Raw genomic sequence first — 21,303 nt, forward strand, 5'->3', positions numbered from 1 at the left:
TATAACAAGCTAGCTGTTCCTCTTTAATACTTGGCTATTCGCTGGCTTTGTCCAACAATACCAGATCCTCTTTGGCTAAATTCAGTCGGATAGCCGCGAACAAGGTCTCTAACTGACTTTGACTGGTGGCGCTTGCGATGGGTGCACCGATATGTGGTTGTGCCAGAAGCCATGCCAAGGCGACCGTCGCCTGTGAGGCGCCATGTTTCACGGATACTTTGTCTAAAGCTCCCAATACCGTAAAACCTTTCTCGTTCAGGTATTTTTTTGCGCCTTCTCCCCGGACACTCTTCCCGAAATCAGCTTCGGAACGGTATTTGCCTGTGAGGAAACCTGCCGCCAAAGAGTAGTAGGGAAAGACGCTCAAATTATATTTTTCTACCAAAGGAGCATATTCGTGCTCATATTTAGTTCTTTCAATCATGTTGTAATGTGGTTGTAAAGCGACATATTTCGGGAAGCTATTCTTTTCTGCCGCTTCAAAGGAGGAGACCAGCCTTTCGGGTGATACATTGGATGCGGCAATATACCGGACTTTTCCGGCCTTGATGATTTCATCATAGGCGGATAATGTTTCTTCAACGGGCGTTTTACCATCATCGAAATGGGTGTAATAAAGGTCGATATAATCGGTTTGCAACCGTTGCAACGACTCATCTGCCGATCTCAGGATATGTTTTTTACTGATGTCGAACCCGTGCTCTTTGGTTTGTGAACCCACTTTGGTGGCGATCACCAGACTCTTGCGGTTTCCTCTCGAGTTCATCCATTTCCCGATAATGGTTTCCGACAATCCTCCTGTACCGTTTACCCACCAGGGATAAGTATCGGCGGTATCGATGAAATTTCCACCCTGTGCAACGAATTGATCCAGGATTTCAAAGGATTTGGCTTCATCTAATGTCCACCCGAATACATTACCGCCCAGATTGATACGGGTTATTTCCAAGTCTGTGTTGTTAATTTTTACTTTGCTCATAATAAATACTTCTTTTCTATTTTATGTAAGATACTCAGGATATAACCTGACACGCATTTTGGGTTACAATCATCTTCCCTGTAATAGACCTATCTCAATATTTCTTCGAGAAACATCAGCAGATGGTTCCACGCCCTTTTGGCCATTATTTCATTGTATTCGGGCGATTCCGGATTGGTGAAGGTGTGACCACTATTAGCATAAGTGACGATCTGCCAATCGGCGTTACCATCCCGCAGTTCTTTTACCAGACTGTCATAATCTTCCCGGGATACACTCTTGTCCTCGGCCGGATGCTGCACCAATACTTTTGCCTTTATCGGAATATTTGGCCGGTCTTTGTCTTTATTCAATCCGCCGTGGATCGAGACGGCTCCTTGCACCTCAAATCCTGCCCGCACCACTTCCAGTGCTCCCGTTCCGCCGAAACAATAACCGATGACAGCTATCTTGTCAGGCAAAGCACCTTGACTTTTCAACTCATCTAATGCCAAAGCGATTCGGTGCTGATAAGCCTTGTAGTCGTTTTTGTAAGCACCGGACAACTTTGCAGCAGAGGCATTGTCTTCCGGAATATTTCCCTTGCCGTATATATCAGCGATAAAAGTGATATAGCCTGATTTTTCTAATTCCAATGCCGCCATTTTGGCTTCATCGTCTATCCCTTTCCATGCGGGCAGGATCAATACGCCCGGTAATTGCCGACCGGCATTGGCAGTAACCAAACCGTTCAACTCCTGTGTGCCGTCCATATAGGAGACTGTTTTCAGCGACTGTGCCGAACCCATTTGTATAATGGTCATCAGTGATACTATTGCAATTAATTTGTTCATATTAGTCCATTCATTTATTGGTGAAAAACATACCATGTGAAGTCTTATCTCCCTCTTTTTACAATCATCTTTCATTAAAACAAAAAAAGGGATTGAATGTTTCATCCCTTTTCCCGTTATTTATCTATGTGCAGGATTTGCATATGTCAATCCATAGCCTTCATTGTATTTTCCTATTGATTATTTTATGAGGGGCTTGTTGCATTGTTTTCCTCTCTAATTATTTGTTACTAAACTATTCGTTACCCTATGCAATAATCATTTATTCAACAATCGTTCACTTCGGCTGCATTTAGGTAGCAAATCTTTTGCTTAACTACTCTATATTCTTCCTTTTGGCCTACTGGAAGAATACAGCGAATAACGACGAATAATACTAATTGTCAAGACCTTACTCTATTTTTCCGGATTTTGCTTATCTTTGCGAGATTCTATATATCTTTGTGCTCCATTTCAGGTTTATATAGTTTAGTGCACAAATGGCATATATGAGCCACAAGAAAGATAAAATCAGAAAATTTATTGGTAATTAGTAACTTAAAAAAATAGTAATTTAAAAAAATATGTCCGACGAAAAAAAAATTATTTTTTCCATGGTGGGTGTAAGTAAAACGTTTCCGCCGCATAAACAGGTATTGAAAGATATTTACCTCTCTTTTTTCTATGGTGCCAAGATAGGTATTATCGGTCTCAACGGATCAGGGAAATCTACACTGTTGAAGATCATTGCCGGAATTGAGAAAGAGTATCAGGGTGAAGTGGTATCCGATAAGAGTTTCTCGGTAGGTTATCTCGAGCAGGATCCGGCGCTTGATCCGGATAAGACGGTGATTGAAATAGTCCGTGAGGGCGTGCAACCTGTTATGGACCTTTTGGCAGAATATGAAGAGATCAACCTCAAATTTGGATTGCCCGAATATTATGAGGATGAAGATAAGATGAACTCCCTCTTTGCCCGTCAGGCCGAATTACAGGATAAGCTCGATGTTGCCGATGCATGGAGTATTGACAACCGGCTGGAACGGGCAATGGATGCTTTACGCTGTCCCCCGGAAGAACAGTCTATCCGGGAATTATCGGGAGGTGAACGCCGTAGGGTAGCACTTTGCCGGCTACTGCTACAGGAGCCGGACGTGTTGTTGCTGGATGAGCCGACCAACCACCTCGACGCCGAATCGATTGACTGGTTGGAACAGCATCTGCAGCAATATAAGGGTACAGTGATCTGTATCACACACGACCGTTACTTCCTCGACCATGTGGCGGGTTGGATCCTCGAACTGGATCGTGGCGAAGGAATCCCCTGGAAAGGGAATTATACCTCATGGCTTGAGCAGAAGACCAAACGGATGGAGCAGGAGGAAAAACAGGTCAGCAAGCGGCGTAAGACCCTGGAGCGGGAGTTGGAGTGGATTAATCTGGCACCGAAGGCCCGTCAGGCCAAGGGAAAAGCCCGTCTGAACTCTTATGAGAGGCTGTTGAACGAAGATCAGAAGGAACGAGAAGAAAAACTGGAAATATTTATTCCAAACGGTCCGCGATTGGGAAATAAAGTAATTGAAGCGGTCGATGTAAAAAAAGCATTCGGCGACAAACTATTGTTCGATAATCTGAACTTTATGTTGCCACCCAATGGTATTGTCGGGGTGATTGGTCCTAACGGTGCGGGAAAGACCACACTTTTCAGGTTGATCCAGGAAATGGAAACTCCTGATGCCGGGAAATTTGAAGTGGGTGAGACTGTGGTAACGGCTTATGTGGACCAGGCACACGAAGCCATCGATCCTGAGAAGACAGTGTATCAGGTAGTGTCCGGCGGTTCGGAGTTCGTGCGTGTAGGTGGAAAAGAGATTAATGCCCGTGCTTATCTTTCCCGGTTTAACTTTTCGGGTGCCGACCAGGAGAAACTGTGCGGCGTGCTGTCGGGTGGTGAACGCAACCGCTTGCATCTGGCGCTGACATTGAAAGCAGGTGCCAATGTGTTGCTGCTCGACGAGCCGACCAATGATATAGATGTGAACACTTTGCGTGCGTTGGAAGAGGGATTGGAAAATTTTGCCGGTTGTGCCGTGGTGATCTCGCATGACCGTTGGTTCCTGGACCGTATCTGTACCCATATCCTTGCTTTCGAAGGTAATTCGGAGGTGTTTTACTTCGAGGGTTCCTACAGTGAATATGAGGAGAATAAGAAGATGCGTCTCGGAAATGAGGAGCCGAAAAGGGTGAGGTATAGGAAACTTTAATAATGATCGAATGATCCAATATGCCAATGAGGCTAATCCCAACAAGGAAAGGATAAAAACGTTATGGGATGCCTTACTCTGAATTAATGAAAAAGGGTTCAATATTGTTTTTCCTGTTATTGGTAAGTACCGGTATTCCGGTATTTACACAAAACATGCTGGTCAGAGGAGTGGTGGTGGATGCGGAGTATCACACTCCGGTACCTTATGCTGCACTATTTATCCAAGGCTTCCCCGTGGGAACTCTGGCCGATAACGTGGGGGAATTCTCGTTCGCAGTTCCTGATTCACTTTCCGGTAAGCAATTGATGATCGCGAGAGATGGGTTCCAGCTGATGTCTCTTTCTTTGGATGAACACTACACAGAAGAATTGATTGTGGCATTGCAACCGCAAGAACACATGGATGAAATCCGGGCACTACAGGATAGCATCGCAGAAAGTTCCGGTAAATTTGGGGTATTTCTTTCAAAAGTAGTACAATTCGTGGAAAATGATTGGATTCCGCTTGGTGATGCGGAAACCAACCGGTTCGATTTAGGAAGGATCCAAACTTTTCCCACTTACAACCCTATTGAAGGTATCCGTCTCAGGGCGGGGTTCGCTTCCAATTCCCGGTTGAGCCCTCATTTTTTTGTGAATGGGTATGTGGCTTATGGTTTTATAGACAAAAAAATCAAATACCGGGGTGAAGCCGTCTATTCATTCAATAAAAAGGCGTATCACGAAGATGAATTTCCGAAAAACAACCTGCGGTTGGCTTACGAAAATGATCTCTATTCTCCCGGTGATATGCATCCCTTTGTAATGAACGACCTGCTGCTGATTACGATCAGGCGAGCGAAGAACGAAGCGACTTATAGGAATTTTGCAGAAATCAATTATGAGAGGGAACATAAAAACGGATTGGCATATACATTGAAGGTGAGACGTTCGCGATTTGTCCCCCAGGGAAAATTGCAATTCAACCGGGATTTTGAAGAGGGAAAAGTGCTTACCAGCAATAAATTGAATACTGCCGATGTAGGTCTGCTGTTGCGCTATTCGGTAAGGGAGGCGTATGATCAGCAAAAACGGAAAAGGATACCGCTGGCGATGACGCTCCCTGTCTTTTTCCTTTCGCACACGATAGGGATCAATAATTTTATGGGTGGTGAAGTGGCCTACCACAGGACTGATTTTTCGGCACAGAAACGGTTTTTACTGCGTGGTATAGGCCGTCTGGATGTAGTGGGTGATGTAATGAAAGTATGGGATAAAGTGCCCTTCCCGCTATTGGTATATCCCAACCAGCGCTTCCGGCATCGGATCGAGAATAACTTTTTCTTCCTGAATCGTTCTCTGGAGTTTGTTGCCGATGAGCAATATACGTTGCGGATGACTTTTGTGGGAGACGACCTCCTGCTGGCAAAAATACCCATAGCCGATCTGTTGCAGATAAGGGAACTGCTCTCGTTGAGGGCGGCCTATGGTCGCTTGAGCGACAAAAACAATCCGGAGGTTTCTCCGGATGGATTGTATCGCTTCCCAGCTGTCTCACATCAATACGATAATGTGCCTTATATAGAAGGAACCATCGGTATTACCAATATCCTCGGACTATTACGCGTGGAGTATGTACACCGTTTCACATACCGGGATCATCCTAATGCATTACGTGGTGCTTTCAGGGTGGATGTAACGTTATGATGTGATGATGTAGTGATGAGACTAATGTGCCAATAGGGCTAATGAAAATTGGTAATTAATTTCCGGAGTGAAGATGGAAAAAGATAAAAAGATGAATAATGGTATAAAACGACTCGTAGATGGGATAACCTATATTTGGGTCAATGTCTTCTGGAAAAGCCCGAATCATTTATGGGCATTGAAGGTGACAGTCTCCATCGCTTGCCTGTTGATCCCTGCTGAATTGATCTTCCATAATTCTTTTATCGGTACTACGCTGGCGCTGGGTGTGGTGGCGATGGCATTGGGGGAGACCGATGTGCATCCCGTCGGGCGTATCAAATCGGCTGCCATCGCGTTGCTTTTATTCTTTGTCGCCAGTAGCCTGGTGACTATTTTTCTTCCCCATCCGGCATGGTTTGCGGTTGTATTGGCAGTGATGTCGTTTTCGCTGATACTGGTCGGCGGCATTGATTCCCGGTTACAGGGAGTGACTTTCGGAGCCATGCTGATTATCGTTTACACCATGCTGGGGGCCGATGGCAACGATCTGGAATGGTATTATCAGCCGGTACTCCTCACCATAGGCGCATTCATTTATTCCCTTGTCTCCATCTCGTTGTTGTATTTCAGACCCTACCGGTTATTGCAGCAGCAACTGGCCCGAGGTTTTCACTCTTTGGCGGAATATATCGACCTGAAGGCAAACCTGTTCCCCAGTGATCCCCAGATACAGGTAACCCTCAGAAACCAGTTGGCACAAAAAAATATAGAACTGGCACAGCAGATAGAGGCTTGCAAGCAGGACCTCTATAGTTTTTCGGGGGAAAGCAGTCAAGAAGCACTGCAGACCGTAGATCATTATTACCGTATATGGTTCCTGCTGCAAGCCATGCAGGAAAGAGCCATCTCGAGCCATGAACAGTATGATCTGCTTTCAGAGCAAGTAAAAAATAGCGAGTTGCTGGATGGATTCGGTAGATTGATGCGGGAAATCGCATCGGCGGCGCATCTTTATGCCGACTCGTTGCTGACGGATCAACCCTATAAACATCCACTATCGTTGAAATGGACGATATCGGCCTTGCAGACAATGCTTGAAGCTGAAAAGGATGAACCGCATTATCTTACTTTGTCGCTGCTGATGAGGAACCTGACAGGGATGGAAATAAACCTTCGCGAGGAAGAGAAAACCATCGGGCAGATAGATGTGGCCGTTTTTCATAGCCGTAAACCGGAAAGAAACAGTTTGAAGGCTTTACTGAATCCGACCCATCCACGTTTTCGTTTTGCCGTAAGGCTCACCCTGAGCTGGTTATTGGGATATGGGTTCATGTTTTATTTGAATTTCGGGAAAGGGTCATGGATACTGATGACATCGCTGATCGTCTTTCAACAGACTTACAGCGCTACCCGGCTCCGCTTGTTTCACCGGCTGTTCGGGACTTTGCTGGGAGTCGTTGCCGGGGTGGCATTGACACAACTGTTGCCGACGGTTCCGGGGCATATCCTGTTGATGATCGGCTCCATCTACCTCTTCTTCTATTGGTTAAAACAAAATTATACGATTGCCGTTATTTTTATTACTACATTTGTGATGGGAGCGTTCGATCTTCTCGCCAACGAAGGGATTGCGGTCATCTTTCCGAGGGTGATCGATACAATAGTCGGTGGCGTATTGGCATATCTGTCGGTACGCTTTATCTGGCCCAACTGGCAGTACAAGCAACTCCCGGGATTGTTGTTGAATGCGGTAGTAAAGAGTCGGCGTTATTTCGAGAGTATCTATGACGGTGCTATTACCGAAGAGGACTACCTTCATAACCGGCGTACCGCTTACAATGCCGACAATGCGCTTACTTCCGCCTGGAAATGGATGCGGCTGGAACCTAAAAATGTACGCCGAAACCAGGACAGGGCTTTTAATCTTACCAATCTGAACCACGCCCTATTATCTTATATTTCCGCTTTGGGTGTACATAAATCAGCAGAAGACCTGTCAGAGAAAGAACTCGATTTTTGCCGTGATGTGAGTGATGTACTCCGGTTGGTTTCCGAAATGCTAACCCGTCAAGCCGATGAGGCGCAGATAGCCTCTTATCTTCAAAAAGCAAACTGTTGGGATGAGCAGATGGAAGTGATGATGAATGACCCCGGAAACAGAAGGGTAAGGCTTATTTATAATATAGCGCATGTTTCACGGGAATTGCTGTTGGAGGCGAGGGGGATCATTATTGATCAGTGAAAAATCTTTTGATATTCAGGGCATTTGTAACTTGTAGAATCTTCAATAAATTTCTCATTTTATTTTGTTGCAGTGGAAAATTAGTCTATTTTTGTGGATGGTAAACTTTACGGTCGTAAATTTTACAGTTGTAAATTTTTGTGCGAGATGGCATCTAAAAGCCTTTCTATGAAAGATATGTGACGGAATAAGAATCGGTCAAAAATAAAGTCACCATTAATCAGCAGACTAATTTATGCCCTTCATTCTTTAAGGTAAGTATTTGTATATCCGGGTCTTTTGCCAATAACTTCCTTAATTTGGAAATCAGGTTATTCATCGATGCTTCTGTTTCGGAATATTTCTTGCCCCACACTTTTTCAGATAATTTTTCATAAGATACCGGGTTATCCTTGTTTTGTGCCAGCAACAATAAAGCATCAAACTCATGTGGACTCAACCGTTTCTCCGGGTTTGTTTGATAGAGCAATTCCCTTGTCTTGATCTGTAATGAATAGTTGTGGCCTAAAGGTATCACTAAATAATCCTTCACGGGATGGGCAAAGCGATCAATAAACACCTTTAGTTCCTCCATGTCAAATGGTTTGCGGATATATCCCACGCCTCCGGTACCCACACCCCGGGTTACACTTCCGGTATCGATATGAGAAGAAATAAACAATATCGGCAGCGACGGGTAGGTTTTGAGTATCTCCCTGGCACAGTTGATACCATCCTCTTCGCCGATCTCCACATCCAATACCAGTATGGAGGGTTTGAACTCTTCAATAATATGGTTGATACCGGTAAGCGAATTCTGAAAATGTACCTTGTAGCCATCAGCCGTTAATTCCTTACTGGCCATATTTCCCAGAAGGGTATCATCGTCAACCAATATTACTCTAACAGGATTTTCCATCATATAAAAATCATTGTGGTAAGGTGATGGTAAAAGTGCTACCTTTTCCCGGTGAACTCTCTATGTTGATCTTTCCTTTATGCGCTTTGACCACCTGTTTCACAAAAGCCAGCCCGATGCCGTGGTCTTTCAGGGATGACCGTGCGTCGGAGCGGTAAAATTCGCTGAACACCCTTTTCTGTTCTTTTTCGTCCATTCCCTTGCCATTATCAGTAAAAGAGAGGATTACCCTGCCGGGGGGTGTCTCGGCAGTGATCTTAATCTCAGGCTCTTCACCCGCATATTTTATGGCATTATCGAGCAGGTTGCGTACACAACCGTCGAAATAGACCGGATCGGCCAACACTGTTACTTCCGTTTCGGGTTCAATGGTACAGGAGATTTTCTTGTCGCCATACACCACTTGCAGTTCTTTTAATATCTCTTTGCAACGCAGGGTGAAAGGGAAAACTTCCGGATTTATTTGTAGGATGTCCGTTCCGTTTCTCACCATCGTAAGCAAAACGCCAATTTTGTCCGAAAGGTACTTTATCCTCATTTTGGCGGTATGCAGCATGGTTTTCTTTTCGGCAACCGTTTCATTCTTTTCAAATATTCCCAGCATGGTATATACATACGCGAGAGGAGATTTCAGGTCGTGCACAATACCGCTCACCGCCTGCCTGTGCGCTGCCAGTAAGTCTGCCCTTTTCTTCAGCTGCACCAGTTGGTATAGCATGAGCAGTGAAATAAGTATGACTGCGACGGCCGAAAGGATTACAGTGGAACGTAACCGTTGCATATATACCGAGGGTTTGAATGCTATATGCGCCATATAACGGTAAGTTCCGGTTTCTCCTAACGGAATATTAACGGTGACACCTTTATCCTGGTCTTGTAGGGCCGGGGCTGCTTTACCGCCCACATGCATCTCCCGCGTCACGGAGTCATTTTTCAGCAGATACATGGAATAATTTTTAATCCCGTGATAATGCACAAATTCTTTTCTGAAGAGAGAGTCGATAGGTTCCAGTGGTATCTTGTTGTTTTGTAAGAGTTCTTCGGCAAAGGCACCTACCAGGAAACTGCCTAAATTTTTATTCGATTGATACTCTCCTGTATTAAAAGAGCCTCTGATCACTGCTCCGGGAGGTAATTTAGAGGGATCGAGGGGGATGAGTGTAAAATCCTGTTTATTGGCGTCTCCTTTTTTACTTATTTCCCGGGAAAGGCAAAAGGGTACAATGCTTCTTAAACTTTGCTGTAAATCTGTCTCGAAGATTTCTTTGTCGCGTATCATCCATTGCCTCACCCACACTATCTGAGATACAATGAGCAAGGCGATGGCCATTATGGATAGGATAACCCACAAGTAATTTTTTACGACTCGTTTCATACTCGGTGTTATAATATACTGTACAAATCTAAATAAAAAATTGGAATATGGATATGCCGGGCAGGTTAAAAATTAATCAAAATGAATATTAATAAAACGGAATTAATTCCGTTTCGTTAGATTGGTTAGACAAATGTTAGTATTTCGTTAGAGACAATTCTGAAAAGAGTCTCCAATTTTATCTCCCATAAAAACCATTAAAAAAACAACGTATGAAGAACCGGGAAATAAGTATCAATTACACGTTCATACAACGTGCCGATGTATTACAGGGTGTAGCCATGGCACAACTAAAAGGTGGAACGGCTGATGCCGAAAAAGAGTATGAAATAGTTTATATTGACGGTGTTCCCTATTTAGTTATCAGAAACAGCGCAGGACAAATTATTGAGATGAAACCGCTTTAGTAAAGGACAAAAACCAACAACGGCAAAACGGATTCAGAACCCGGAAAGCCAACGCTAAGGGTCAAAAAAGACCGGTAGCAAAAAAGCCTTCCCCCGCCAGGAAAGCGAAACAACCCAACATGAAAGCAAACTCGCAGGAAGTATCACTAAACCAACAAAGAAAGGCGCTGTAAAGATAATACAACACACGGTAATTTCAAACACCCACGGGTTTGGGTATAACAGATCTTACCGGAAACTGCCCGGAATAGAGAAGAAAAGTATCTTAAGGGCAAAATCAGAATGTTTGGAATATACTCGGTAGATGTATTTCTTACAGAGATATAGCTATGTGATGAAACTGTAGAGTATAATAATCGGAAAGCAATTCCGAAAAGTGAGATGAGTAAATAGAGATGGGTGGGTCAATCTTGTAAAACGTAAGACCTGCCAAATTTTAAAAATAATTTTCTCAGCACTCGATAAAAATTGAATGAGGGATGAGAAGCTAACAACTAAAAAAATGGACAAGATTAATTTAGAAGCAAAACAAAAATACATTGATGTAGTAGATGTTTTGGATTTTAGCGAATTAAGCCAAGTACTTGGTGGAAATTCAAGCAAAGTGGAAGAAGGAGACGTTGGATGTTTTGCTCCCCTTAGCGGCGGTTGCAAGGCTAGTGATGATCAATCGTAATTGTATAGTTGAATTTGAGAGAGGCAGGACCTTTCTCAAATTCTAATGGACTTCTCTGCTGCTTGCGGCGGAGAAGTTAACCCAAAGAGATTAAATACCGAACAAAATATATAAAATAGACATTATACGCAATAAGATTTGGGATATATGATTATCAACAAGTTATAAGTTCCGCATTTCAAACGGTTGATAATCAGTGATGTTTAAAACATTTACTTTCGTAAGAAACTGATAATCATATAAAATAATCATTTATTAAATATAAACTCTAATGTAAAAAACAAATTGAAATATGGGTGAGGAAATGTGTAATAAATTATCATTTGTGGAAAAGTCTTAAAATCACAAAATGGGATTCAGTATTTCTATTATTAAAAAATCTTATTCGGATAAAAATATATAATATTATGAATTACAACGAGATACATGTAATTAAAGGTGAGGGTATAAATGTTGTATATCACTATAAAACATTCACGATGATGGTTGTAAAAGATGAAGTTTGCCAGATACTTGAGGCTTTAAAAAGGGGGTATTCGGTAATTCAAATATCAAAGGAAGCTAAATATTCAGAGAATGATGTTATGTCCGTAATTCAATTTATTGAAGAAAAAATATCGAAAAATGAAAATTATTTGCCACAACAGAATTCTAATAACAATAGAGTTATAGATAGAATAACCCTGCATGTATCAAATGATTGTAATCTAAGATGTAGATATTGTTATGCTTTAGGAGGTAATTACAATCAAGACCGAGCATTCATGAACAAACAAACAGCAAATGATTTTGTAGATTTTTGTATAAATCATTTTGACCAAATCAACCGAATTGTTTTTTTCGGTGGAGAGCCAATGTTAAATATAGAGATTATGAAGTACATTTGTAATCTGTTCAAAAATAATTTTTCTAGTGGGAGATTATCTCAGATGCCAGAATTTGGGATAATTACAAATGGTACAATTCTTAATCCAGAAATAATTTCATTTTTGAAGGAAAATATCACAAGCTTGACAGTAAGCATTGATGGACCAAAAGATATAAATGATGAAAATAGGGTTTATAGCAATGGAAAAGGCAGCTATGAGACAATAAAACAATTTATTAAAACTGTTAAGAGTGAAACAAAAATTCCTATTATCTATGAGGCTACTTACACCAGACAGCACATTGAAAAGCAATATAAGTCGAAAGACATACATAATTTTATGTTAAATGAATTTGGAATAAAAGGAGTAATAGTAGAAGAAGAAAGTTTAGAAATAAATCGCATATTGGATTATTGGCAAAATTATGATTATAAGATGATTGCTGAAAATAACTTTGAAAATATGCCAATTGGATTTTGGAGTATACTTAAATCTATAGCAGGGAAGCAGTCACGAAAAATATGTCCAGTAATGAAGAGAATTTTTTCAATATCTTCTAATGGATACATATTCCCATGTCATATGTTAGCCGGAAATACAAATAATAATCTTGGAAACATAAAAGCCCAAAATTTCTTTAACCAAAGAACTCTTTACAAATCGAGTGAATTTATAATAGATTTGCAAGACAATCCAAAATGTAATGGGTGTTGGTGTCAATATTTGTGTGGTGGATGCGCGGTACATCAATTTTATAATAAACAGCAAAAAAAATTCCAGAAAAAGCCAAATAGCGAACTTTGTGAAATAAATAAACAACATATTGCGCAAATAATTCTTATGATAGCTGCTCTAAGGCGAGAACCTCTTTATTGGGAAAAACTTATGGCAAAAGCTAAAGAAAGACAAATGCAATTGTAAATCCATTAAATTGATAATAGAACCGATGAAATATGTTTTTCTACTTCAAGTATTATTTCTAATTACATCTGCGGGCTATTCACAACAAAAACAAATCAGAGGTAAAGTTACCGACACCGATAACCAACCCATTGAATTTTCCAACGTGGCTCTTTATTCACTTCCCGACAGCACCTTTGTTACAGGAACTGTTTCCGACCAACAAGGCGAATTTTCGCTTACACTAAACGATAACATCAATGCTTTTCTAAAAATATCGTTTATCGGTTACGAAACACAAACGGTTCCGGCAGTTTCGGAACAAACCGTTGTGCTGAAAGCCGACAGCATATTTCTGGACGAAGTAGTTGTTCAGGGGCATCGCAAAGTATTTCAGATGGAAAACGGGAATATTGTGGCAAACGTGTCGGGGACATTACTTGGGAAAGAAGTAACTGTTTTGGAAGTTCTTCGGAAAATACCCGGAATGACATTGAAAGACGAACAACTTTCGTCATTTATTGGTGGAACGCCTATTATTTACGTCAATGGAAAAAAAGTACAGTCGATAACCGAAGTCAAGCAGTTGGAAGTAAAAAACATCAAATCTGTAGAATTGAATACCAATCCAGGTGCAGAATACGATAGTTCTGCCGGTGCTGTCCTGCTTATTATTACACATAATAGACTGGACGGTTTAGCATTGCATGTGGAAACTATGGCACGATTAAATAGTTATTTCACGTACAATAATTCTTTGAAAATTAATTACAAAAAAGATAAGATTAATCTTTTCGGGCAAATTGGATATTCGGACTATCGGAAAAAAACCGGACAGAATCTTACAACCATCATTTACGCACCAGACACTACGTGGCGGAGCTATATGCCGATGCGAGAGTTGTCACGATTTTTTAAAACTCTCGAATATACCGCAGGTGGGGATTATACTTTTTCAAAGAAACACAGTATCGGGTTAAAATACGATGGCAGTTTTAATCATACTTACTCGTTAATCTCGCAACCACTCACGCTCTGGGCGAACGATAAAGTTTTTAAGACAATAGATGGACTATCTGATAAATCAGATAAAGAAAACAGCCACTATATCAACGCCTATTATCGTGGAAAACTGACGGACAAACTGCAAATGGAACTTTATGCTGACTGGCTTAAAAGGCAAACAAATGGAAACCAGACCGTAACGGAGAAACCGACAGCAAACGAGAAGGAAACAACCAAAGTAAATACTCAATCAGATAATAAGTTATTCGGCATTACACCAAAGTTTCGTTATGCCTTCAACGCCCGGCATCAACTCTCGGCAGGCACCGAGTTTAATTCGGTAGGCGTGCAGACTATGCTGAAATACGAACCTGAGATATTAAGTGACACCCGAAGCGAAACTTCGGAAACAAAGTTTGCCGGATATCTGGATTATTCGTATAATAATGAGAATGGTTTCATCTTCGGTACCGGATTGCGTTATGAATGGGTAAATTCCCGATATAATGATCTTCTTAATGATAACAATAACATACACAGAAGTTACAGTAATGTGTTTCCCAATGTTCGAGTAAGCTATCGGAAAGGCTTGATTACCCAAAGTTTGTCTTATCGTTCAGGAATTACACGCCCTTCTTACAGCGTACTCAATGGTAGTACATATTATGTCAATGAGTTTGTATATCAGGAAGGAAACCCAAAATTGGAACCTGAGATATTGCACAATATTCAATATAACCTAATGTATCGGTATATTTATTTTTCTCTAAGATACAATAACATAAAAAATTCGATACAAAGTGAACTTCAAAGTCTAACCCCGACATCAAACATTATAAAAAATACATGGATAAATTATGATAATTTGCAACAAATAAAAGCAATACTAAACCTGCGCTATACGTTTGGGGCCTACACTCCTTCGCTCACACTGGCATATATGCAGAATTTTTTAAACGTAAGTACCAATAAGGGTTTAGAAAAAATCAAAAAGCCTTACGGCTACGTGGATTTGAACAATGATATTGACCTGTCAAATGGTTTCTTGTTTAACGTTCAATATACCTACACAGGACGTGGAACATTTGGGATGTTTTATATTGAGCCAACGCACGTTTTCAATGCCCGTGTGCAGAAAACCTTTTTCAAAGACAAATTGCAACTAAGCCTTACTGCAAAAGATATTTTTGGAAAAGATATTATACGTCTCAATGGGCAAGTGCATCACATTTACATGCACAATGAGGATTATCAAGACCGCCGTTCTCTAATTTTTAACGTTGTCTGGCGTTTCAATAATTATCAGAAAACATATAAAGGACAATCGGTTTCTCAAGACGAAATCAATAGATTGTAGTAAAATATTTATCATACACTATGCCCTTTCCTTTTACCAAACAACCCGATTCGATGGACTGCGGCCCTGCCTGCCTGAGTATGGTCTGTGAGCACTACGGCAAGCGGTACACGCTGGAGCACCTGCGTGAAAACTGCTTTATCGGGCGTGACGGCGTGTCGCTGTTGGGTATCAGCCGTGCGGCGGAAAAGATCGGATTCCATACCGTGGGAGGACGCCTCACCTTCGACAAGCTGGCGGAGAAAGCCCCGCTGCCTTGCATTGTCCACTGGAAGCAGGAGCACTTTGTGGTGGTGTACGGGATAAGGAAAAACAGGAAAGATTGCAGAATCTCCGCGGCTGATCCGGGAAAGGGATTGCTTACCTATTCTCGGGAAGAATTCTGTAATAACTGGATCAGTACCCGCACCCAAGGCGAAGAGAAAGGGGTGGCCCTGCTGCTGGAGCCTACCAACCTGTTCTATGAGCAGGAGGGTGATGCAGCCCCCGCACAAAACCGGCTGAAATTCCTCTGGAAATACCTGCTCAGATACAAGCGCTTTTTTACACAATTGATTTTGGGCCTATTTATAGGCAGTATCCTGCAACTTATCTTCCCGTTCCTCACCCAGGCGATCGTGGATACCGGTATCTCCGGGAAAGATATCGGCTTTATCTGGCTGGTGCTCATCGCCCAGTTGATGCTGCTGTTCAGCCGTACGGCCATCGACTTTATCCGCAGGAAAATACTGCTGCATATCAGTACCCGCATCAACGTGTCGCTTATCTCCGATTTCTTTATCAAGCTGATGAAGCTGCCCATGAAGTTCTTCGACACCAAACTCACGGGCGACCTGCTGCAACGCATTGAAGACCACCGCCGCATCGAGAACTTCCTCACCAACCAGACCATCTCGGTGCTGCTCTCCGCCTTTACCTTCGTGATCTTTTCCGTGGTGCTGTTCATATATAACGTGCCTGTCTTCGCCGTGTTCCTTGCCGGCAGCATCCTCTACGGCCTGTGGATCATGGTATTCCTGAAAAAACGGCGGATCCTCGACTACAGGATGTTCGAGCAGCAGGGCATCAACCGGAATGTGACCTACCAGTTGATCACGGGCATGCAGGAGATCAAGCTGCAAGGATGCGAACAGCGCAAGCGCTGGGAATGGGAGGACGTGCAGGCGGACCTGTTCGACGTGAACCTGCAATCGCTCAACCTGCGGCAGGGACAGGAAGCGGGCGGCATCCTGATCAACGAACTGAAGAACATTCTGGTGACGGTGCTGGCGGCTACCGCCGTCATAAACGGCAACCTCACCCTGGGGATGATGCTGGCCATCCAGTACATCATCGGCCAGTTGAACAGCCCCGTGGAACAGATCATGGGATTTATCTACCAGTGGCAGGACGTGAGCATCAGCCTCGACCGCATGAACGAGATACATACGCAGCGCAATGAGGAGGACGGGAGCCGTACCGTGGCGGAGTTGCCTTCAGAGCGCTCCATCCATGTCGAACACCTGTGCTTCAAATACGACGGTGCACGGCCGGATTATGTGCTGGAAGATATCGACCTGATCATACCACAGGGGAAGGTGACCGCCATCGTGGGTGCCAGCGGCAGCGGAAAGACTACCCTCGTAAAACTCCTGCTGGGCTATTACGCTCCTAACGAGGGGCGGATCACTGCCGGGACAACCGGCCTGGAGGAAGTCAACCTTACCTGGTGGCGTACACAGTGCGGGGCGGTGATGCAGGACGGTTACCTCTTCTCCGATACTATTGCCCGCAACATCGCAGTGGCAGGCGACGGGATTGATGTGGAACGGCTGCGCCATGCCGCCCTCGTAGCCAATATCGCGGAAGACATTGAACGCCTTCCGTTGGGCTACAACACGAAGATCGGGCAGGACGGGCAGGGGGTGAGCCAGGGGCAGCGGCAGCGTATCCTTATCGCGCGGGTGGTGTACAAGGACCCGCCGTTCATCTTCCTCGACGAGGCGACCAATTCGCTGGACGCGAACAACGAACGTGCCATAGTGGAGAACCTGGAGACGTTCTACCATGACAAGACGGTGATCGTGGTGGCGCACCGTCTCAGCACAGTGAAGAACGCCGACAAGATTGTGGTGCTCGACGGCGGACGCATCGCCGAATCGGGTACCCACGGGGAACTGACAAAAAAACGGGGTAAGTATTACGAACTGGTGAAGAACCAGTTGGAATTGGGAAATTAATATGACAAACAACGTTCAACGGAGCAAAGCGTAGTTAAATATACCAATGTACCAATGAGACTAATCCCGATAACTTGGCCCGATTTATCGGGAAACCGGGACGGGTAGTGCTAATCGAAACGAAGTGGAGATCCCGGCCTGACGGGGTGAGATTATTAAGAAAGATTGCTAAATGGAAGAGAATAAACCCATAGAATTGCGCAGTGAAAAGGTGCGGAACATTATCGGGCGGATGCCGCCGGTGTTGGTGCGGTATGGCACTGTGATGATCGTCGGTGCGTTACTGGTGTTGGCGGGCATTGCCGCCTTTGTTCCCTACCAACCGAAGATCTCCATCGAAATCACAGCCACACAGGACGAAACAGGAGAGGTGCACTATACGGCACGGATACCGCAACGGGCTATGGCGCAGCAGGAAAACTTCGCTTTTATAGCGGCAAATCCTCCGGTGGAAGGTGCGGTGCCGGTGCGCTTTATCTTCCATGATGTTCCCGACACGTTGTACGTCTCTTCATCGGGAGGTTGGTACGAAGTGGAGGTCCATCCCTTGGATAATGATGCCCGGGCCATTGAAATACCAACGCCCTTTAACTTTCCTGCGAAAATAGAATTGAGGTACACCACTTTTTGGAAGTGGATTATGATGATTATTAAGGTATCAGTAAACAAATAGAATAATCGAAAGAAATATTGAGATTAGATTATTGTTTAGCAATTATTTTAGTATCTTTGTGGAAAGAGCTATCAATATGACACATACAGAACGACATATAATAGATACTTATTCTGGGCTTTTTGAGGGTTTAAGTTCCCTTGGTAAGTTGGAATTACTTGAACGTCTTGCAAAGTCTATTAGGAAAGATGGAAAATCTAAAGAAAAGGATTTTTTTAGTTCGTTTGGAGCATTTGCTTCTGATGAACCTGCCGAAGAAATTGCAAAAGAAATTAGAGACAGTAGAAAGTTTAGAAAAAAAGATCTTAAAATTTGAGTTATGCAATATTTGCTTGATACCAATATTTGTATTTTTTTTCTCCGTGGAATGCTAAAATTTGATGAAATCATCAGGCAAAAAGGACTTGACAATTGTTTTATATCAGAACTTACAGTATTTGAACTAAAATACGGAGCAGAAAATAGTACTAATCCTAAAAAATCACATCAAGCAGTTGATAAATTTGTCAAAGGATTGACCGTTATTCCTATTTATGGAATAGTAAATCAATATGCCGAAACCAAAGTCTATTTAAGAAAAAACGGTACACCTTTACACGATGAATTTGATTTGATAATAGGCGTAACTGCACTTGCCAATGATTTGACTTTGGTGACTGATAACACCAAAGATTTTAAATTTATCAAAAACTTGAAACTCGAAAACTGGTTCGATAGAAAATAATCTATGCCATGATACTGATATCATTCGTATCTTTGTACTCGTTTTATCAAATGTAGATTGCTTGCGAACTTCGTTTTATGTTTTCGTGAGTTGGAAATATAGGGAGATGAATCAGAATAAATTCACAGGAGGTATTTTTGTTTTTCTGGGAGCTTGCAGCTTCGGGGTACTGTCGACAATTGTAAAGAATGCGTATAAGGAAGGTTATACACTTGGGCAGATAACCGGATCACAGGCTTTTTTGGGAATGGTGATATTGTGGGTACTCTATTTTTTGCATAGTACTCTTTTCAAAGGGAAAAATAGTACACCTATAAAGCATCCACAAATAGAGAAGAACAGTTCATCAAGACCGACGGCATGGTGGAAGGTTTCTTTCGCCGGTATATTTACGGGATTGGTAGGTATTTTTTACTATCAGTGTGTGAAACTGCTCCCGGCCTCCATTGCTATTATCCTGTTGATGCAGTACCTGTGGATCAGTATTTTGATTGAAGCGGTAGTCTTTAAGAAAAAACCACATAAAATGCAATTGATTGCCGCTTCTATAGTGCTTGTCGGCACAGCATTCGCTGCCGGAGTCTTCAACGAGGCTGTGACTTTAAACATAAAAGGAATAGGATTTGGTCTACTGGCAGCGTTTTGTTATGCCATATTCCTGATAGCCAGCGGTCGGGTAGGGAATGACCTTCCTGTATTGAAGAAAGGAGCATTGATGATTACCGGGTCATGCATTGTCACATGGACCATCTTTCCTCCGTTATTTCTGTTTGATGGACTGTTTTTCGACGGTCTGTATAAATGGGGCCTGACACTGGCTTTGCTTGGCACAGTGATTCCTCCCCTGTTTTTCTCTTTCGGGATGCCGCGCACCGGTGTTTCGTTGGGTGCCATCCTTAGCGCGGCAGAATTGCCGGTTGCGGTAATCTCTTCCAGTTTCATTCTCGGTGAGAATGTACAGGCACTGCAATGGGTCGGGGTTTTACTGATCCTCTCTGCCATCGTGCTTACGAATATAAAATTCCGAATAACAACTGAATAACAACCGAACCAAATGATTACAATATTAGGCATAGAATCTTCCTGTGATGATACTTCAGCGGCGGTGATCCGTGACGGGGTGATCCTTTCTAACGTAATTGCCGGACAGGCAGTACACGAACGGTATGGCGGCGTAGTGCCCGAACTGGCATCACGGGCCCATCAACAAAATATTATTCCCGTAGTGCATGACGCATTGAAACAGGCGGGTATCTCCAAAGAAGAAATCTCGGCGGTTGCTTTTACACGGGGACCGGGATTATTGGGTTCTTTATTGGTGGGAACATCCTTTGCAAAAGGTTTTTCCTCTGCGCTGAATATCCCGATGATTGAGATTAACCATCTCCAGGCACATGTGTTGGCCCATTTTATCAAGGAGGATGCGCAGGATACCAACCAACCCGGATTCCCTTTTCTCTGCCTGCTGGTTTCGGGAGGTAATTCCCAAATCATATTGGTAAAGTCTTATGATGAAATGGAGATCATGGGGCAAACCATTGACGATGCGGCAGGCGAAGCGTTCGACAAGTGTGCCAAGGTGATGGGACTGGGTTATCCCGGAGGGCCGGTGGTAGATCGTCTGGCGAAACTGGGTGACGCCGACCGGTTTACATTTAGTAAACCCCGTATCGCAGGGTATGATTACAGTTTCAGCGGATTGAAAACATCGTTTCTCTATTTTCTTCGGGATGAACTGAAAAAAGATGCCGGCTTCATCGAAAAAAATAAGGAAGACCTTTGTGCGTCGCTTCAAAAGACTATTATTGATATCCTTATGGATAAACTCTACCTCGCTGCCAAAGACCTGCGGATAAAAGAGGTTGCAGTAGCGGGAGGCGTATCGGCGAACTCGGGTCTGCGGGCTGCTTTTGAAGAATATAGCCGCCGTTACGGATGGAAGATACATATCCCTAAATTTGCGTATACTACAGATAATGCCGCTATGGTCGCCATTACAGGATATTATAAATATCTCGACGGTGAATTTTGTTCGCCGGATGTTATACCTTATGCGAGGGTCTCAATCTGATAATGAATTAGATGTTTGTGATGCATCATATTCTATGTATAATTTACTAAAAGAGATCTCGTATTGTTGAAAATTAATTACAGAAATATTTCTTTAATTAAAAGTTAATTCGTACCTTTGCCCCCGATTTGATTAGGATTGTTTAGGGTTATACGGAAATAC

General features: G+C 43.0%; 17 protein-coding genes. 13 read left to right on the plus strand and 4 right to left on the minus strand.

Translation table 11 applies throughout. The features are described 5' to 3' along the window. Positions 1–34 precede the first annotated feature (34 nt). Positions 35–979, minus strand: a complete 945-nt coding sequence (locus B4G81_RS01025) for an aldo/keto reductase (protein WP_294079146.1) — start codon at positions 977–979, stop codon at positions 35–37. Positions 980–1,068: 89 nt separating this feature from the next. Next, complete coding sequence (locus tag B4G81_RS01030; RefSeq protein ID WP_294079147.1) at positions 1,069–1,812, minus strand: dienelactone hydrolase family protein; 744 nt, start codon at positions 1,810–1,812, stop codon at positions 1,069–1,071. 563 nt (positions 1,813–2,375) lie between these two features. Here B4G81_RS01030 and ettA point away from each other — a divergent pair. The 3 genes from ettA (at position 2,376) to B4G81_RS01045 (ending at position 7,967) form a co-directional block, all read left to right on the plus strand. Further along, positions 2,376–4,055, plus strand: coding sequence for an energy-dependent translational throttle protein EttA (gene ettA / locus B4G81_RS01035; protein WP_294079149.1), 1,680 nt, complete (start codon positions 2,376–2,378; stop codon positions 4,053–4,055). An 86-nt stretch (positions 4,056–4,141) separates the two neighbouring features. Continuing rightward, a complete protein-coding gene (locus tag B4G81_RS01040) occupies positions 4,142–5,743 on the plus strand; it encodes a DUF5686 family protein (protein ID WP_294079151.1) in 1,602 nt (533 codons plus the stop codon). 91 nt (positions 5,744–5,834) lie between these two features. Further along, positions 5,835–7,967, plus strand: coding sequence for an FUSC family membrane protein (locus B4G81_RS01045; RefSeq protein ID WP_294079153.1), 2,133 nt, complete (start codon positions 5,835–5,837; stop codon positions 7,965–7,967). 220 nt (positions 7,968–8,187) lie between these two features. On the opposite strand, the gene B4G81_RS01050 is transcribed toward B4G81_RS01045, so the two are convergent. After that, on the minus strand, positions 8,188–8,868 hold the full coding sequence (locus B4G81_RS01050; protein ID WP_294079155.1) for a response regulator transcription factor: 681 nt from the start codon (positions 8,866–8,868) through the stop codon (positions 8,188–8,190). Positions 8,869–8,875: 7 nt separating this feature from the next. Next, positions 8,876–10,240: a sensor histidine kinase gene (locus B4G81_RS01055; protein WP_294079157.1), complete on the minus strand. Its 1,365-nt coding sequence runs from the start codon at positions 10,238–10,240 to the stop codon at positions 8,876–8,878. 212 nt (positions 10,241–10,452) lie between these two features. On the opposite strand from B4G81_RS01055, the gene B4G81_RS01060 reads away from it, so the two are divergent. The 10 genes from B4G81_RS01060 to tsaD all read left to right on the plus strand — a co-directional run bounded on the left by B4G81_RS01060 (position 10,453) and on the right by tsaD (position 21,141). Beyond that, positions 10,453–10,647: a hypothetical protein gene (locus B4G81_RS01060; RefSeq protein ID WP_294079159.1), complete on the plus strand. Its 195-nt coding sequence runs from the start codon at positions 10,453–10,455 to the stop codon at positions 10,645–10,647. Between the two features lie 502 nt (positions 10,648–11,149). Next, a complete protein-coding gene (locus tag B4G81_RS01065) occupies positions 11,150–11,323 on the plus strand; it encodes a hypothetical protein (protein WP_294079161.1) in 174 nt (57 codons plus the stop codon). A 407-nt stretch (positions 11,324–11,730) separates the two neighbouring features. Beyond that, positions 11,731–13,113: a radical SAM/SPASM domain-containing protein gene (locus B4G81_RS01070; RefSeq protein WP_294079163.1), complete on the plus strand. Its 1,383-nt coding sequence runs from the start codon at positions 11,731–11,733 to the stop codon at positions 13,111–13,113. 25 nt (positions 13,114–13,138) lie between these two features. Continuing rightward, complete coding sequence (locus tag B4G81_RS01075; RefSeq protein ID WP_294079165.1) at positions 13,139–15,454, plus strand: outer membrane beta-barrel family protein; 2,316 nt, start codon at positions 13,139–13,141, stop codon at positions 15,452–15,454. Between the two features lie 20 nt (positions 15,455–15,474). Further along, entirely contained in the window at positions 15,475–17,673 is a 2,199-nt protein-coding gene (locus B4G81_RS01080) for a peptidase domain-containing ABC transporter (RefSeq protein ID WP_294079167.1), read from the plus strand. Positions 17,674–17,845: 172 nt separating this feature from the next. After that, a complete protein-coding gene (locus B4G81_RS01085; RefSeq protein WP_294079169.1) occupies positions 17,846–18,346 on the plus strand; it encodes a hypothetical protein in 501 nt (166 codons plus the stop codon). 76 nt (positions 18,347–18,422) lie between these two features. Next, on the plus strand, positions 18,423–18,662 hold the full coding sequence (locus B4G81_RS01090; RefSeq protein ID WP_294079171.1) for a hypothetical protein: 240 nt from the start codon (positions 18,423–18,425) through the stop codon (positions 18,660–18,662). Between the two features lie 3 nt (positions 18,663–18,665). After that, positions 18,666–19,070 (plus strand): type II toxin-antitoxin system VapC family toxin, encoded by a 405-nt coding sequence (locus tag B4G81_RS01095; protein WP_294079175.1) that lies wholly within the window; start codon positions 18,666–18,668, stop codon positions 19,068–19,070. 106 nt (positions 19,071–19,176) lie between these two features. Further along, positions 19,177–20,112 carry an EamA family transporter gene (locus tag B4G81_RS01100; RefSeq protein WP_294079177.1) on the plus strand — a complete coding sequence of 312 codons (936 nt, stop codon included), beginning with the start codon at positions 19,177–19,179 and terminating at the stop codon, positions 20,110–20,112. A gap of 12 nt (positions 20,113–20,124) precedes the next feature. After that, complete coding sequence (gene tsaD / locus B4G81_RS01105; RefSeq protein WP_294079178.1) at positions 20,125–21,141, plus strand: tRNA (adenosine(37)-N6)-threonylcarbamoyltransferase complex transferase subunit TsaD; 1,017 nt, start codon at positions 20,125–20,127, stop codon at positions 21,139–21,141. Positions 21,142–21,303 lie beyond the last annotated feature (162 nt).

The sequence above is a fragment of the Proteiniphilum sp. UBA5384 genome (assembly GCF_002410825.1).
In the GTDB taxonomy this organism is placed as follows: domain Bacteria; phylum Bacteroidota; class Bacteroidia; order Bacteroidales; family Dysgonomonadaceae; genus Proteiniphilum.

Coding starts and splice junctions, on each gene's coding strand:
- B4G81_RS01060 (WP_294079159.1), top strand. CDS start 10,453: ATGAAGAACCGGGAAATAAGTATCAATTACACGTTCATACAACGTGCC.
- B4G81_RS01095 (WP_294079175.1), top strand. CDS start 18,666: ATGCAATATTTGCTTGATACCAATATTTGTATTTTTTTTCTCCGTGGA.
- B4G81_RS01025 (WP_294079146.1), bottom strand. CDS start 979: ATGAGCAAAGTAAAAATTAACAACACAGACTTGGAAATAACCCGTATC.
- B4G81_RS01055 (WP_294079157.1), bottom strand. CDS start 10,240: ATGAAACGAGTCGTAAAAAATTACTTGTGGGTTATCCTATCCATAATG.
- B4G81_RS01080 (WP_294079167.1), top strand. CDS start 15,475: ATGCCCTTTCCTTTTACCAAACAACCCGATTCGATGGACTGCGGCCCT.
- ettA (WP_294079149.1), top strand. CDS start 2,376: ATGTCCGACGAAAAAAAAATTATTTTTTCCATGGTGGGTGTAAGTAAA.
- B4G81_RS01085 (WP_294079169.1), top strand. CDS start 17,846: ATGGAAGAGAATAAACCCATAGAATTGCGCAGTGAAAAGGTGCGGAAC.
- B4G81_RS01065 (WP_294079161.1), top strand. CDS start 11,150: ATGGACAAGATTAATTTAGAAGCAAAACAAAAATACATTGATGTAGTA.
- B4G81_RS01075 (WP_294079165.1), top strand. CDS start 13,139: ATGAAATATGTTTTTCTACTTCAAGTATTATTTCTAATTACATCTGCG.
- B4G81_RS01040 (WP_294079151.1), top strand. CDS start 4,142: ATGAAAAAGGGTTCAATATTGTTTTTCCTGTTATTGGTAAGTACCGGT.
- B4G81_RS01090 (WP_294079171.1), top strand. CDS start 18,423: ATGACACATACAGAACGACATATAATAGATACTTATTCTGGGCTTTTT.
- B4G81_RS01070 (WP_294079163.1), top strand. CDS start 11,731: ATGAATTACAACGAGATACATGTAATTAAAGGTGAGGGTATAAATGTT.
- B4G81_RS01030 (WP_294079147.1), bottom strand. CDS start 1,812: ATGAACAAATTAATTGCAATAGTATCACTGATGACCATTATACAAATG.
- B4G81_RS01100 (WP_294079177.1), top strand. CDS start 19,177: ATGAATCAGAATAAATTCACAGGAGGTATTTTTGTTTTTCTGGGAGCT.
- B4G81_RS01045 (WP_294079153.1), top strand. CDS start 5,835: ATGAATAATGGTATAAAACGACTCGTAGATGGGATAACCTATATTTGG.
- B4G81_RS01050 (WP_294079155.1), bottom strand. CDS start 8,868: ATGATGGAAAATCCTGTTAGAGTAATATTGGTTGACGATGATACCCTT.
- tsaD (WP_294079178.1), top strand. CDS start 20,125: ATGATTACAATATTAGGCATAGAATCTTCCTGTGATGATACTTCAGCG.